Annotated in this window: 10 protein-coding genes and 1 pseudogene; 5 read left to right on the plus strand and 6 right to left on the minus strand. The window is 70.9% G+C overall.

The genetic code is table 11. The features are described from left to right. Positions 1–168: 168 nt before the first annotated feature. Positions 169–4,719, plus strand: a complete 4,551-nt coding sequence (locus POF73_RS15835; RefSeq protein ID WP_272115433.1) for a PAS domain-containing protein — start codon at positions 169–171, stop codon at positions 4,717–4,719. A 222-nt stretch (positions 4,720–4,941) separates the two neighbouring features. On the opposite strand, the gene POF73_RS15840 is transcribed toward POF73_RS15835, so the two are convergent. The 6 genes and pseudogenes from POF73_RS15840 to POF73_RS15865 form a co-directional block, all read right to left on the minus strand. Beyond that, positions 4,942–6,597 carry a long-chain fatty acid--CoA ligase gene (locus POF73_RS15840; RefSeq protein ID WP_272115434.1) on the minus strand — a complete coding sequence of 552 codons (1,656 nt, stop codon included), beginning with the start codon at positions 6,595–6,597 and terminating at the stop codon, positions 4,942–4,944. A 174-nt stretch (positions 6,598–6,771) separates the two neighbouring features. Beyond that, positions 6,772–7,341: a SigE family RNA polymerase sigma factor gene (locus POF73_RS15845; RefSeq protein WP_272115436.1), complete on the minus strand. Its 570-nt coding sequence runs from the start codon at positions 7,339–7,341 to the stop codon at positions 6,772–6,774. A 146-nt stretch (positions 7,342–7,487) separates the two neighbouring features. After that, a complete protein-coding gene (locus POF73_RS15850) occupies positions 7,488–8,654 on the minus strand; it encodes a lipid-transfer protein (RefSeq protein WP_272115438.1) in 1,167 nt (388 codons plus the stop codon). Positions 8,655–8,866: 212 nt separating this feature from the next. Continuing rightward, positions 8,867–9,253: pseudogene (locus POF73_RS15855) on the minus strand (MaoC family dehydratase); the annotation flags it as partial. Then, positions 9,240–10,271 carry a bifunctional MaoC family dehydratase N-terminal/OB-fold nucleic acid binding domain-containing protein gene (locus tag POF73_RS15860; protein WP_272115440.1) on the minus strand — a complete coding sequence of 344 codons (1,032 nt, stop codon included), beginning with the start codon at positions 10,269–10,271 and terminating at the stop codon, positions 9,240–9,242. The gene POF73_RS15860 and the pseudogene POF73_RS15855, both read right to left, overlap by 14 nt. A gap of 281 nt (positions 10,272–10,552) precedes the next feature. Beyond that, entirely contained in the window at positions 10,553–10,879 is a 327-nt protein-coding gene (locus tag POF73_RS15865) for a hypothetical protein (RefSeq protein ID WP_272115442.1), read from the minus strand. A 378-nt stretch (positions 10,880–11,257) separates the two neighbouring features. On the opposite strand from POF73_RS15865, the gene POF73_RS15870 reads away from it, so the two are divergent. From POF73_RS15870 to POF73_RS15885, 4 genes are all read left to right on the plus strand, one after another. After that, positions 11,258–12,124: a bifunctional DNA primase/polymerase gene (locus POF73_RS15870; RefSeq protein WP_272115444.1), complete on the plus strand. Its 867-nt coding sequence runs from the start codon at positions 11,258–11,260 to the stop codon at positions 12,122–12,124. A 93-nt stretch (positions 12,125–12,217) separates the two neighbouring features. Then, on the plus strand, positions 12,218–12,649 hold the full coding sequence (locus POF73_RS15875; RefSeq protein WP_272115446.1) for a hypothetical protein: 432 nt from the start codon (positions 12,218–12,220) through the stop codon (positions 12,647–12,649). 181 nt (positions 12,650–12,830) lie between these two features. Further along, positions 12,831–13,361, plus strand: a complete 531-nt coding sequence (locus tag POF73_RS15880) for a DinB family protein (RefSeq protein WP_272115449.1) — start codon at positions 12,831–12,833, stop codon at positions 13,359–13,361. 103 nt (positions 13,362–13,464) lie between these two features. Continuing rightward, on the plus strand, positions 13,465–13,923 hold the full coding sequence (locus POF73_RS15885; RefSeq protein ID WP_272115451.1) for an amphi-Trp domain-containing protein: 459 nt from the start codon (positions 13,465–13,467) through the stop codon (positions 13,921–13,923). The last annotated feature ends 1,303 nt before the right edge of the window (positions 13,924–15,226 follow it).

Genomic DNA, 15,226 nt, shown 5'->3' on the forward strand with positions numbered 1-15,226 from the left:
TGCACCGGCAGTCATACGTTCTGGGTCACTTCGTCGTGCGACGTCCCTCTCATCCGGCGTCGCGAGCGCAACCCCAGCCCTTAGACTCCCTCGCGTGACACGCTGCGGGCCGGTTGGCAAGATGGCCCGAGCGGTCGGCAAGGTGCGGTAACAGGGAGGAAGCGTCTCGTGAGCAGCAGGCCATCCCGAGGCGCTGCTCGCCTCGCAGCCATACTCGACGCGCTTCCCGATGCGTTGCTGCTGGTCAACGCCAATGGGACCGTCGTCAACGCCAACACCATCGCCCTGGAGGCCTTCGAGGCACCCGGGACCGCGTTGGTCGGGCGCGGGCTGCTCGATCTGCTGCCGCACTTCGACTCCAAGCTCATCCCGGGGTCCATGCGGCGCCCCGATCACATGGACCCGCAGGGGCGGACCAAGCCGACCCGGATGATGGCCCGGCGGACGGACGGCAGCGAGTTCCCGGTCGAAGTCACGTCCGCGAATCTTGAGAACGGGCAACAGGCCTACGACGGCTACGGCTACACCGGTGACGAGCTGCTCATGCTCGTCGTGCGGGACCTCTCCGGGACCGTCGACACCGAGGCCGAGCTGGCTCGTTCACAGCGGCAGACCGAGATGATCCTGCGGGCCGCGTCCGAGGGTGTGGTCGGGACCGACACCGACGGGCGGATCGTCCTCGTGAACCCGGCGGCCGCTCAGATACTGGGTTATCGGGCCAGTGACCTGGGGGGCCGGGAGCTCCACACACTCGTACTCCACTCTCGTGCCGACGGGTCGCCCTTCCCGTACGAGGAGTCCGCGCTCGCCGACACCCTGCGCTCCGGGCGCAAGCACCGGGTGCGCGGGCAGGTGCTGTGGTCCAAGGGCGGGGACAAGGTCTCCGTCGATCTGACGACCGCGCCCGTGCGCGACGGGGACCAGCTCGTCGGCGCCGTGATGACCTTCGCCGACCGTCGGCCCTACGACACCCTCGCCGAGGAGAAGGAGGCCGCGCAGCAGCGGCACGAGGAGGAGCTGGAGCGGCTCGCCGAGGAGCACGCCTCCGAGCTGACCGCCCTGCGGCAGAAGCACGTGGCCGAGGTCGAGGAGCTGCAGGAGCGGCACCAGGAGGAGCTGGCCGCCGGTGAGGACCGGTACGCCGCGCTCGGGGAGCGGGAGAAGGACCGGTTCGAGGCGCTGGCGGCCCGGCACGAACAGCTGCTGACGCTGCTCGGGCGTTCGCTGCGCGGTCCGCTCGACGAGCTGCGCCGTGAGCTTGCCGCGCTCGCCTTGGACGACGCGGGGCAGTTGTGGCCCGAGGCCAACCAGGTGCTGCATCACCTGTCGGCCGGGTACTCGCGGATCACCACGCTGATCGACAACGTCCTCGGGTACCAGCGGCTCGACACGGGTGGCGACACGGTCTCCCGTACCAAGGTGATGCTCGACGCCGTCGTCGCCGCGGGTGTCGACGGAGCCGTGGAGCTCATCGGACCGGGGCGGGTGCAGTTCGCCGTGCACGCGCCGCCCATCGAGGCCGAGGTCGACCCGCAGGCCCTCGCCACCGCGCTCGCGCATCTCGTCGCGGACGTCGCGGGGGTCGACGCGACCGGCAACGCGCCCGTGTCGGCGGGCGGTTACATGGACAACACCGTCGTCGTCGCGGCGGCGCAGCGCGGTGAGGTCGTACGGATCGAGGTGCGTGGGCCGTACGCCGGGGGAGACCCGGTGCACGAGCCGATCGTGCGCGGGATCGTGCGGGCCCACGGCGGTGTGCTGCAGACGCATGAGGTGCCGGGGATGAGCGGCAACGCGTACGTCCTCGAAGTGCCGATCGGGGCCGGGGCCGGGGCCGTTGTCGCCGACGCCGTCGACCCCGCTGCCGGTGCGGCGAGTGAGGCAGCCGGGGCCGGTGACGGGACCGAGGGTGCCGAGGGCGGTGCCGCGCAGGGCGCCGGGAGCGGTCGGCGGCGGGCCCGGCGGTCCTCCGTGGACGCCTTCCTGGACAGTGGCGACGTGCCCGAGGCCGACGCGGGCGCCGATGCCGAGGGCGCGGCGCCCACCGGACGGCGGCGCAGGCGTGCGGCCCCGCCGGAGCTCTCCCAGGGCGCGGGGGACGGTGCCGGCGAGGTCTCCGGCGGTACGGGACGACGCCGCGGGCGTCCTGCCGAGGACGGCGGGGACGGTGTCGCCGAGGGCGCCGTCGTCACGGCCGCCGAGCATGCGGCGGGCACTGCGGCCACCGGCAACGGCCTGGGCGGGACCGTGCCGCCGCAGGGCGTACCCGCGCCCACCGGACGACGTGCCCGGCGGGACGGGGAGCAGCACGCTCTGCCGCCCGCGCTGCCCGCGGGTGGTGACGGCGCCCAGCAGGCTTCCGCGCCCGGTTCGGGTACGGGTGCGGGTGCGGCAGCAGGCTCCGGTGACGCCGCTCAGCCGACCGGGCGGCGTCGGCGTGCCCTGGCGGCCGCGTCGGAGCGAGCTGCCGCGCAGGCGCAGGCTCAGGAGGCGGGGCCGCGGAAAGTGTTCGCGCTGCCGCCCGCCGAGGCGGACCGGGGTGGCGCGCCCGGAACCGAGGGGCAGGGTGGTGGCCCTGAGCCGAGCGCGGTTCCGGCACCCGCTGCGGCTGCGGCTACGGCTATGACTGCGGCGCCCGCTGCTTCGGCTGGGGCTCCCGCGCAGGTTCCGGGTGGGGTTCCGGGGCAGGCTCCGGGTCCGGGTCCGGGTGCCGTGCAGGCTCAGCAGCCTTCGGCGCAGGGCCACGCGCAGGCGCACGGCCACTCGGCGGCTCCGGCTCCGGTTCCCGGGCAGGGCGCTCCCGCCGACGTCCTCGTCGACGAGGGCCGGCACGACGCCGTACCGCACGACCAGGCCGACGACCACACCCCGCCGCAGCCGCATCCGACCAGCGCGCCGACCGGGCGTCGCCGACGGGCCGTGGGCCAGCCGGCCGGTGCGACCAGTGCGGCCGGGACGTCTGCGCAGGAGGTCGCGGCGCAGAGCGGGCAAGGGCAGGCGCAGGCGCAGGGCGTTCCGGCGCAGGCCGCCGCCGCTCAGGAGACCGGGCAGACGGCTTCGGGGCAGGTGGCTCCGGGGCAACCGGTGCAGGGGCAGCCCCGCCCGGTGCCCGGTCAGGCCGCGGCCGCGCAGGCGGTTCCGGGGCAGGCCCTGCCCGCCGAGGCGCCCCCCGGTCAGGGCGTACCCGCGCTGGGCGCGCCTGTCCAGGGCGCGCCGGTCCAGGGCGCCCCGGCCCCGCAGCCGTGGCCCGCTGCCGACGACACGCCCGGCGCCGGGACCGCCGTACCGTCGAACGGCGCCGCCGCACCCGTACCGCCGAATCCGGCCGCCGCTCAGCAGGCCCAGCCCCAGCCCGCCCCCGGCACGCCGGCTCCGGGCACGCCGCTGCCCGCCGAAGCGGTTCCGGCCGCCCAGCAGCAGCGTGCGGCGCAGCCGCTCCCGGCAGAGGCCGCCGCTCCGGGTGCGGCCGGGGCCCCCGTCGACCCGAACTCGACGCAGGGGCGGGCGATCAGTGTGCGGACCTTGGGGCAGGGGGTGCCGTTCACGCGGCAGGCGGCGCAGGTGCAGCAGCCCTCGCAGCCCGCGCTTCCGCAGGCGCCTCAGCCGTCACAGACGTCGCAGTCGTCGGCCACGCCTCCCCCGCATCAGACCGCGGGCGGCGGACGGCGTCGCAAGCTGGGTACGCCGCCCGACCCCGCCGCTCGGGCGTCCGCCTCGGCGGAGCAGACGGCACGGCCGCATCCGCCGGCCGAGAAGCCGGTGCCCGCGCAGCCGGCGCCCTCCCAGCAAGTGCCCGCGCAGCCGTCGCTCGGCGGGCAGCAGCAGCCGTCGCTGGCCGGGCAGTCGCGGCTGGCGCCGTTGACCGAGGGTGCCGGGCGGTCGTACGCCATAGGCGCGCCGGACGAGAACGCCGCAGAGGGGCCCGAGCCGCTGGACGGGCCGGGCGGCGCCATCGAGGTGGCCGACACACCGCGCCCGCAGCCGTTGGACGACGAGCTGCCGCCGGAGCCGCTCGACAACCCGCGTCGGCTGCTGGTGTGGCCCGCGCCGGATGTGACGACCCAGCAGGCGCTGAGCGACCGCGGCTACCGGCCCGTCATCGTGCACTCGCGCGAGGAGGTCGACGCACAGATCGCGGCGTTCCCGGCCGCGCTGTTCGTCGACCCGCTGACCGGGCCGATCACCCGGACCGCGCTGCAGTCTCTGCGGCAGGCCGCCGTCGCGGCCGAGGTGCCGGTGATGGTGACGGCGGGGCTCGGACAGGCCTCGCGGGAGGCCGCGTACGGCGCCGACCCTGCCGTACTGCTGAAGGCGCTGGCGCCTCGGGACAGCGAGCAGCACCCGCCGCGCGTCCTGCTCATCGAGGAGCATGCCGAGATCGCGCTGGCGCTGACGGCGACGCTGGAGCGGCGCGGGATGCAGGTGGCACGGGCCGCGAGCGACACCGACGCGGTGACGCTGGCGGGTGACTTCCGGCCGAACCTGGTCGTGATGGACCTGATGCAGGTGCATCGCCGCCGGGCCGGGATCGTCGACTGGCTGCGCGCGAACGGGCAGCTCAACCGCACCCCGCTCGTCGTCTACACCGCCGCCGTCGACCAGGCCGACCTGCCGCGCCTGGCCTCCGGCGAGACGGTCCTGTTCCTCGCCGAACGGTCCACCAGCGCCGAGGTCCAGGCCCGGATCGTGGACCTGCTGTCGCGGATCGGCACCAACTGACGCAGCACCGCCGCGACTTCGGGCCGTGGGGTTGTGCGGGCCGCGGTGCCGGTGACAGGCAGCGTGACGAGTTGTACGACGGTGACGGTGCCGCACGGCCGTCGGCCGTACGGCGGTGCGGGCGTTCCACGGCGGCGGGCGCTCCACAGCGGTGAAGCGCTCGACGGCGGTGAAGCGCTCGACGGCCGGGACGAGGTCGCCCCGGCCGTCGACGTATGTGGGTCAGAGCTGGGTGATGTCCAGGCTGCCCTCGGCGTACTGCCTGCGCAGCACCTTCTTGTCGAACTTGCCGACGCTCGTCTTCGGCACTGCCGGGATGACCGACCAGCGCTCCGGGAGCTGCCACTTGGCGATCTTGCCCTCGTCGGCGAGGAAGGCGCGCAGGGTCTCGAAGTCGGCGGTGGCGCCCTCCTTGAGGACGACCGTGGCCAGCGGGCGCTCGCCCCACTTGTCGTCGGGGACGGCGACGACGGCTGCCTCGGCGACGTCCGGGTGGGACATCAGCGCGTTCTCCAGCTCGACCGAGGAGATCCACTCGCCGCCGGACTTGATGACGTCCTTGGCGCGGTCGGTGAGGGTGAGGAAGCCGTCGGCGGAGATGGTGCCGACGTCGCCGGTCTTCAGCCAGCCGTCCTGGCTGAACTTGTCGGCGGGGCGCAGCGGCTCGGCGTCGGGGCCGTTGTAGTAGGCGCCCGCGATCCAGGGGCCGCGCACCTCCAGCTCGCCGGCGGACTCGCCGTCCCAGGGGAGGCGTTCGCCGCCGGGGCCGGTGAGGCGGGCCTCGACGGAGGCGGGGAAACGGCCCTGGGTCAGGCGGTACCCGAACTCCTCCTCCGTGCCGACCGCGTGGGCCGGCGGACGGGCGATCGTGCCGAGGGGGGAGGTCTCTGTCATGCCCCAGGCGTGGCAGACCCGCATGCCCAGCTTGTCGAACGCCTTCATGAGGGAGGGCGGACAGGCCGAGCCGCCGATGGTGACCTGGCCGAGGGTGGAGACGTCCCGCGGCTTCGCGGTCAGCTCGGCGAGCAGGCCCTGCCAGATGGTGGGCACGGCGGCCGCGTGGGTCGGCTTCTCACCCTCGATCATCTCGGCGAGGGGCGCGGGCTGCAGGAAGCGGTCCGGCATCAGCATGTTGACGCCGGTCATGAAGGTGGCGTGCGGCAGACCCCAGGCGTTGACGTGGAACTGCGGGACCACGACGAGCGAGGTGTCCTGGTCGGTCAGCCCCATCGACTGGGTCATGTTGACCTGCATGGAGTGCAGGTAGATCGAGCGGTGGGAGTAGACCACGCCCTTCGGGTCGCCGGTGGTGCCGGAGGTGTAGCACATGGCGGCGGCCTGCCGCTCGTCCAGCTCGGGCCAGTCGTACGTGATCGGCTTGCCGGCGATCAGTTCCTCGTACTCGTGCACCTGGACTCCCGCGTCCGCGAGGGCGGAGCGGTCACCCGGCCCCGACACGACCACGTGCTCGACCGTCTTGAGGTGCGGGAGCAGCGGGGCGAGCAGGGGGAGGAGGGAACCGTTGGCGATGACGATCCGGTCGGCGGCGTGGTTGACGATCCAGGCCAGCTGCTCGGCCGGGAGACGGAGGTTGAGGGTGTGCAGCACCGCACCCATGGAGGGAATCGCGAAGTATGCCTCGACATGCTCCGAGTTGTTCCACATCAGGGTCGCGACTCGTTCGTCGTCGGCCACGCCCAGGTCCTCGCGCAGGGCGTGCGCCAGCTGCGCTGCACGGGTACCGATCTCGGCGAAGGAACGGCGGTGCGGCTCGGCCTCGCCGGTCCAGGTGGTGACCTGCGATGTGCCGTGGATCGTAGACCCGTGGGTCAGGATCCTGGAGATCAGCAGCGGTACGTCCTGCATGGTGCTCAGCACGGCGTCCTCCCGGGGGCGACATTGCCTACGCGGTGGTATGGGATGCGCTGATTCTGCTCACATACCGCTTGGTATGTCACTAGGTGCCGCTGATCGATCAAGTCACGTTGACAAAGACAGCCTGTCTGGGGGGCGGCCGGCTCCAGGGGGCGGGGCTTGCGCCGACCCAGTCCCCTATCGGGCGAGGCCCAGCTCGGGATCCTCGCGCAGCTTGCCCAGCGCACGCGACACGGCCGACTTCACCGTGCCCACGGACACCCCGAGCACCTCGGCCGTCTGAACCTCGCTGAGGTCCTCGTAGTACCGCAGGACGACCATCGCCCGCTGCCGCGCCGGCAGCCGCATGATCGCGCGCCACATGGCGTCGTGCAGCGCCTGCTGCTCGGCCGGGTCGTCGTGCCGGCCGGGCGCGGGCTCCGGCTCGGGCAGCTCGTCGCAGGCGAACTCGTCGACCTTGCGCTTGCGCCACTGCGACGTCCTTGTGTTCAGCAGTGCCCTGCGCACATAGCCGTCGAGCGCACGGTGGTCCTCAATGCGCTCCCAGGCCACGTATGTCTTGGCGAGTGCGGTCTGCAGCAGGTCCTCCGCGTCGCTCGGGTTCGCGGTCAGCGACCGGGCGGTACGCAGCAGCACCGGCTGACGGGCCCGCACATACGACGTGAAGGAGGGGTACGTCGCGTTCGGAAAGGTCTGCCTCGCCGATGTAGCGGCCTCGGAAGCGCTGGTGCAGACGGGTGTGGTCATGGCTCCACGCTATGAGCGACCCCTCCTTGAGCGGATCGGCCGCAGGTGCCGAAGAAGCGTCCGCCTCAGGTTGTAGGGGTGGGGCTCACTCCACCTCCTGAAGGTGGACGAGCGGGGGACACCTACTGCGGGATTACCCCTGGGGGTCATCCCTCGGCGGCAAGCACCAGACCCGACGTCGGCACGCCCGTACCGGCCGTCACCAGCACCCGTCCCGCCCCGGCTATCTGGTTCACGGACGTACCCCGCACCTGCCTCACCCCCTCCGCGATTCCGTTCATCCCATGCAGATACGCCTCCCCGAGCTGCCCCCCGTGGGTGTTGAGCGGCAGCCGCTCCTCGGCCACGAAGTCGGCGGCCTCTCCCTTTCCGCAGAACCCGAACTCCTCTAGCTGCATCAGCACGAACGGCGTGAAGTGGTCGTAGAGGATCCCCACGTCGATCTCCCCCGGCCCCAGCCCCGCCGTCCGCCACAGCTGCCGCGCCACCACGGCCATCTCCGGCAGGCCGGTGAGGTCGTCCCGGTAGAAGCTCGTCATCTGCTCCTGCCCCCGGCCGGCCCCCTGGGCCGCCGCCGCTATCACGGCCGGTGGATGGGGCAGGTCACGGGCCCGGTCGACGGACGTGACGACGAGCGCCTGGCCGCCGTCCGTCTCCTGGCAGCAGTCCAGCAGCCGCAGCGGCTCGACGATCCAGCGCGAGGCCGCGTGGTCGGCGAGGGTGATGGGTCTGCCGTGGAAGTAGGCGGCCGGGTTGGTCGCCGCGTACTTGCGGTCCATCACCGCCACATGCCCGAACGCCTCAGGCGTCAGTCCGTACGTGTGCAGATACCGCTGGGCCGTCATCGCCACCCAGGACGCCGGTGTGAGCAACCCGAACGGCAGCGACCAGCCCAGCGCCGCGCCTTCCGCCGACGGCTCCCGGTGCCGCACCCCCGAGCCGAAGCGCCGCCCCGACCGCTCGTTGAACGCCCGGTAGCAGACCACCACCTCCGCGACCCCCGTCGCCACGGCGAGCGCCGCCTGCTGGACGGTCGCGCAGGCCGCGCCCCCTCCGTAGTGGACGCGGGAGAAGAAGGACAGCTCACCCATCCCGCAGGCCTGGGCCACAGTGATCTCCGGGCTGGTGTCCATCGTGAACGTCACCATCCCGTCCACGTCCCCCGGCGCCAGCCCCGCGTCGTCCAGCGCGGCCCGCACCGCCTCCACGGCCAGCCGAAGCTCACTGCGCCCCGAGTCCTTGGAGAACTCGGTGGCCCCGACACCGACAATCGCCGCCTGCCCGCCAAGGGCATCCCGCCCGCGCACGCTCATGCCGGGTCCTCCGGGGCCTCCGGGGCCTCCGGGGCCTCCGGGGCCTCCGGGGCCTCCGGGGCCTCGGTGCCTGTGGCCGGTGCGGGCGTGGTGGGTGCCGATTCCGTCGCCGACCTCGTCGTCTCCGGTGACCTCTGTGCCTCTGGTGACTCCGGTAGTTCCGGTGGTTCCGGTGGTGGTTCAGCCGACCCCAGAGACCCCGATGCCCCCAGCGACCCCGGTGGGACCGTCACCGTCACCGTGCCGGTGACGTGCTTGCCGATGCCATTGGCCCCGACCACTCGTACCGTCGCCGTGTCGCCGTCGACCTCCTCGACTCTGCCCGTCAACACCATCGTGTCCCCCGGGTAGTTGGGCGCCCCGAGCCGTATGGCCACCTTGCGCAGCACGGCCGTCGGTCCGAAGTGGTCGGTGATGTAGCGGCCGACCAGGCCGTTTGTCGTCAGGATGTTCATGAAGATGTCCGGGGAGCCCTTCTGGCGGGCCAACTCCGCGTCGTGGTGCACGTCCTGGTAGTCCCGGGAGGCGAGGGCACCGGCGACGATCAGCGTGCGGGTGATCGGGATCTCCAGCGGGGGCATCTCGTCACCGGCGTTCATGTGTCCCCTCCTCAGCACACCAGACCGGCAGCACCAACTCCTCCTCGTACTCCCGGAATTCGAGCCGCACCGGCAGCCCGATGCGCACCTTGTCGCACGGCACCCCCACCACATTGCCGATCATCCGCACTCCCTCGGCCAGTTCGACCAGGCCGACCGCGTAGGGCGGGTCGAAGGCCGGGAAGGGCGGGTGGTGCATCACGACGTACGAATAGACCGTCCCCTCACCGCTCGCCTCGACCGTGTCCCAGTCCAGGCCGCCGCAGGCGTTGCAGCCGGGCAGCCAGGGGTGGCGCAGGGTGCCGCAGCCGGTGCAGCGCTGGATGAGCAGTCTGCGGCGCTGGACGCCCTCCCAGAAGCCGGCGTTGTCGCGGTTGACGACGGGGCGGGGGCGGGCGGGTTTCTGCGGCCGGCCCCCGTCGTCCTGCTCCGATGGCTTCTGCCGCCGACCGTCGGCGCCCTGCTTTGACGGCTTTCGTTGCCGGTCCGGCTGCCCTGCCCGGCGTATGGGTGCGTACTTGAGGATGCGGAAGCGGTGTGTACCCGCGAGGTCGGGGCCGACGTGGATGTCCATGCGGGTCGTGACGAAGTAACCCGTGCCGAGCTTCGTGGTCTTCCTCTCCGACACCGACTCGATCATCGAGTCGAAGGTGATCTCGTCCCCCGGCTGCAGGGGGCGCAGATACTCCTGCTCGCAGTCGGTGGCGACGACCGAGGTGTAGCCCGCCTCGTCGAGCAGGCCGAGCAGCTCGTCGTACGCGTGTGTGCGTGCCGTATGGCCGGAGAGGCCGGCCATGGTCCACGCCTGGAGCATGGTGGGGGGTGCGATGGCGTCCGGCCCCAGATACGCCGGGTTGGTGTCACCCATCGCCTCGCACCAGTGCCGGATCATGGGCGCGTTGACGGGGTCCCGGCCCGCGCGTGCCACAGCGGCCGACTGCCCCTCGTACGCCTTCAGCCGCGCCTCGAACTCCTCGCCCGCTTCCACCCGCTGGCTCGCCTCCGGCCCGTAGCTCACCGTCGTCCCCTCACCCTCATCGCCCCACGGCGTATCGCAATGTCACTTCTGGTACACCGCGACCACCGATCCGGTTCCCACCCGGCTCCGGAAACTTCGGGACAGACCCCTAGAGAGATTTCTGACTGTCCGTCAGATACGACGCACTGTCAAGGCCGACGAAAAACGCCTGCGCGGCGGCACCGAAGTACCGCCGCGCAGGCGCGTTTCACCCCACAGAGCACACCCGACACAATCCGAGGGAGCCGATGCCTGAGCACCGGGGCACCGGCCCCCTCAGCTCACCACCAGAGCGGCGTGAAGTTGACGGACGTGTTGTCGTTGCCCTGGTTGACGGCCGTGAACGCCGAGCCGTTGACCTGGGCGGTGTTGCTCTGGTTCGAGGCGCCGGAGCCGGTCGCCTGCTGCTGGGTGGTGGACGAGGTGCCGTAGTTGTCGCCGCCGACCCCGCTGCCGAGGAGGCCCTGGGCGGCGTTCGTGACGGCCGCGCTGGATCCGTTGTCCGCGATGGCGCCATTGTCCGCCGTCGCGACGCCGGAGAACAGGGCGACAGCGAGCGGAAGGGCGGAGACGGCGGCGATGACGCGGGCGGTACGGATGCTTGCCATGTTTGTTCCTCCAGAACACGTGCGCCCAGGCTCCCCGCCGGACGCATAGATAGTGCATGAAGTACTGGTCATCCCAAGGCAGTTGGCCGACCGCCTCGGAGTCGTTCACGACGTCGCGAGATCAGAGTTGCCCACCGAATCCCCGGCGAACCACCCCGGAAGCCTCGATTCGCCCTGAAGCGTGATGACAAGTCGATAAACCCCTTTCGCCACTCCTTCCTCCCGGGTCGGGGCAGTACGGACAGCTCCACCCCAGGGCCCACAACGGGGTAAGCGTTCCTGCGCACTTCCGGCCAATCTCCGCCACCCGGCGAGTCGCCCGGCGGGTCACACCCATTTCCCCTTTCTTTTTTCGAACACTCGTACGAAAATGGAGGCATGGCCACCACCGACCGGCAGGCCACGACGCTGGCCCTCGCACACGCCCTGTCAGCCGCCGAGCGCGGACTGGCCGTCATCCCCCTGTCCCGGACGAAGCTCCCGGCCCTGCGCTCCCCGCACCGCGACGACCCCCAACCCGCGCCCTGCCACGGCGAGTGCGGTCGCTTCGGGCACGGGGTCTACGACGCCTCCTCCAACCCCGCCCGCATCCGCGAACTCTTCGCCGCCGCGCCCTGGGCGACGGGCTACGGCATCGCCTGCGGACTGCCTCCGCACCACCTCATCGGCATCGACCTCGACACGAAATCCGGTACGGACTCCTCCGCCGCCCTGCGCGAACTCGCGCTGCGCCACCTGTTCACGATCCCGCCCACGGTGGTCGTGCTGACCCCGAGCGGCGGCCGCCACCTCTGGCTGACCGGCCCGGCCGACGTCGTCGTCCCCAACTCGGCGGGCCGTCTCGCGCCCGGCATCGACATCCGGGGCGCCGGCGGTTACCTCGTCGGCCCCGGCTCCCGAACCGACCACGGCGTCTACAGCACCGCTCCCGGAACGGCCCACATCGCCCCCGCGCCCTGCCCGCGCGCCCTTCTGCGCCTCCTGCTCCCGCCGCCCCGCACACACCACCCCACGCTCCCGTCGGCCGGCCGTCACGGTCAGGGGCTCGTCCAGTTCGTGCTCGCCGCGCACGAGGGGCAACGCAACACCCGCCTGTTCTGGGCGGCCTGCCGCGCCTACGAGGACGGCATCGGCCCCGCTCTCGTCGACCCTCTCGTGGAGGCGGCCCTCAACACCGGCCTCACCGAACGCGAGGCCCGCGCGACGATCGCGTCGGCCGCGCGGATGACGGGGCACCGGCCCTGATCCTGACCAGCGCCGGCGCCTGACGGGCTCGGCAATTCACGGGGCCTTGAAATTCACGGGAGCTCGATGCGCCACCGCCCTAGAGTGCCGACCATGTCGCTGACCCGCGTCATCCTCACGTCCGGCCGCTCGCTCGACCTGTCCGAACTGCGGTTCTCCTCGACATACGGCGGAATGCTGGAGGGCTACCCCTGCAAGCCCGTCAACGACATGAAGATCAAGGGCCTCGTCCGCACGGCCGAGCAGGCCCGCCCCTCCGCGCCGGTGCACCTCGTCCCGCCGCCGCGCGAGTACCCCGACCAGTACGCGGGCGGCTTCGGTCCCGTCGAGGTGCTGCCGCCGGTGGCCTGCGTCGGAGCCTTCCACTCCACCGCCCTCGACCGCACCCACGACCCGGTCCTCTACCGCTCTACCCTGACGATCATCTGGTTCCAGCCGACCCCACGGGTGCCGTCCGGCTGCGATGCGGAGGAGGGGCTGCGGGAGGTGCCTTGGGAAGAGCTGGCACATGATTACGAGCTCTGAGCCCTGAAGCCCCCGAAGCCCCCGAAGCCCGAAGCCCCGAAGCCCCGAAGCCCTGAAGCCCTGAAGCCCTGAAGCCCTGAAGAACAGGCTCTCAAGGACAAGCTCTGAGACACGAGCTCGGGCACAGGCGTCCCGAAAACCGGCTTGCCCCGGAGGGGAGCGCCTGTGCCAGGGTCGGCCGATGAGCGTTTCCCGACGTGATCTGATGCGCTGGCAGTTCGAAGTCACCTGGGCGTTGTTCGAGTATCACCTCGATCGGCTGCAGCCCGAGGACTTCCTGTGGGAGCCGGCGCCGCACTGCTGGACGGTGCGCCCGGCCGTCGACGGCAGCTGGGTTCCGGACTGGGCGGAGACCGAGCCCGACCCCGTCCCCGTGCCGACCATCGCCTGGGTGAGCTGGCACATCGGCTGGTGGTGGAGCGTGGCCGCCGACCATCTGCGGGGCCGCCAGCCACGCGAGCGGACCGACGTCATCTGGCCGGGCGACGGAAAGGCGACCGTCGCCTGGCTGCGTGACCTGCGCACCGACTGGCTGGCGGGACTGGACCGGCTCGACGACACGGACCTGGACGCCACGGCGCCGTTCCCCTGGCCGAACGACCCGCAGTACACCATGGCCCACATGATCGGCTGGGTGAACTCCGAGCTGATGAAGAACGCCGCGGAGATCGGTCAGTTGCGGCTGCTCCGGGTCCAGCAGCCCGGGCCCTGACCCACGCGACAAGATGTCCAACCCGACACATGGCCCCAAAATGGTGACTATCGGCATTGTCTGCTGCTCTGCCGCTCTGCCGCTCTGCTGGATCGGAGACGCCATGAAGGACCTCAAGCTTGAGCAGAAGCGCTCGCTGTCCCGCCTTGAGGCGGCCGATCAGCTTGAGGCGCTCGCGGCCGCGCTGAGGCAGGGCGGGGAGGCCGAACTGGAACTCGATCCCTGGACGCTGAGCCTGCGGATCCCCTCCGACCTCCGCACCGAGCTTGAGGTCGAGGTCAGCGAGGGGGAGATCGAGCTGGAGATCGAGTTCAAGTGGCCGACGACAGCCGCGCGCGGGTCGTCAGCGCAGGGGGCGGCAGGGACGGCAGCGGCGACCGGGGCGGCGAAGACAACTGGGGCGGCGAAGGCAGCTGGGGCGGGCGGGGCAGCGAAGGCCGGGGGCAGGCGCAAGAGCGCGTCTTCGGGTTCCGGGCGCACCAGCACCAGCACCAGCACTGCCACCGCCAAGGCCACCGGCAGAGGCAGAACCACGAAGCGGACGGCCGCGAAGAAATCCTGACCCGCGACCATGAGCAAGGGGTGCCCCGAATTCAGGACACCCCTTCTGACCAGCGCGTTCACTGCGCCGTGGCGGTGGGTGTGGGATTTGAACCCACGGTGACATCGCTGCCACGACGGTTTTCAAGACCGCCGCGCCGTCGCGACATTTACATGCTCTGACCTGCACTGATACGTCAACCATGCGGAGAATCAGGTACGTTGGCCCACGTATGGCCCACGGACTTGGCGCTGAGTACGCGACCTCTTCGCCCCGAAGCAACTGAGGCGGGCGGTCGGCCTTGGGCTGGTGTGGCTCTCACCTGCTGTGGTGGGCCGCAGGTGTGCGTGGGTGTTCGTTGCTATGCGCGGGCGTTGTCACACAGTTAGACACTCGTAGGGGCTCTCATCGCAAAGCCGCGATGAGAGCCCCTACGCCCATGAGTAGCGTCCCTACGCCCACCATCAGCGCACTGGCGTTGACCTTGGATTTGTTACTAGGCTCGGGGTTGGAGGGAGCGGTCATATACACGTCGTTCCTCTCTGTGCGGCCCTAGTAGGGCAGCGTCTGATTACCCCGCCCCGGTCTGGCGAGACGTGAGGGGCGGGGTTCTCTTGTCCGCCAATGAACGTACAACATCGCTGACCTGCGAATTCGTCTAGTCGAATCGATTTCGGCTGCCCCGATAAAAGGCTCCCGTCAGGTGGTTAGCCACCTCTGAACTCGGACATGACCCTCATGGTCATGTCTTGAATGCTGGCTTTCGTCGGTAATATTCACGTATGGGCAATGGGTGAAGGTGGCTGAATCTCACGTATGCCCGCAGTCGTGTACGCGGTCGGTTGCCGGGTTCCCCAGCTTGAGGGCTGATCGTACGGCGCATGGGTGATCTCGGTTGATAAGGTTGCGTCTGCTGTTGGTGCACGCCAACAGCAGCGTGAGGTCTGGCGGTTGCAGTTGTGCGCTCGCCTTGTCGTGCGGTCGCAGGGAGTGAACCGATGCCAAGGCCTCAAAGAGGTTGCCCACAGTTCCGGACCAGACCACGTCCACAGTCCTCGCCTTGTTCTCCGACAGCAGTCTGCCGATCCGGGACCTACGAAGAAGACCCTCCCGGGTGAGGTCCGGAACGGCATCCAACCCCGAGCCATCCCCCTCGGGGAGTGAGGGCAATTTCCCATTTATGCAAGATTATGGGAAGTAGCAATGATCACCTTCAATATAAATTGAGGATGCAACTCGATGGCCATGCCAGGCTTACTGGGTTCAGGCCCTCGATAACTACACGGCAATTCCTTCGCAACTTTCCGTTCCATCGATGCGGACC

This window comes from Streptomyces sp. HD, assembly GCF_028369295.1.
In the GTDB taxonomy this organism is placed as follows: domain Bacteria; phylum Actinomycetota; class Actinomycetes; order Streptomycetales; family Streptomycetaceae; genus Streptomyces.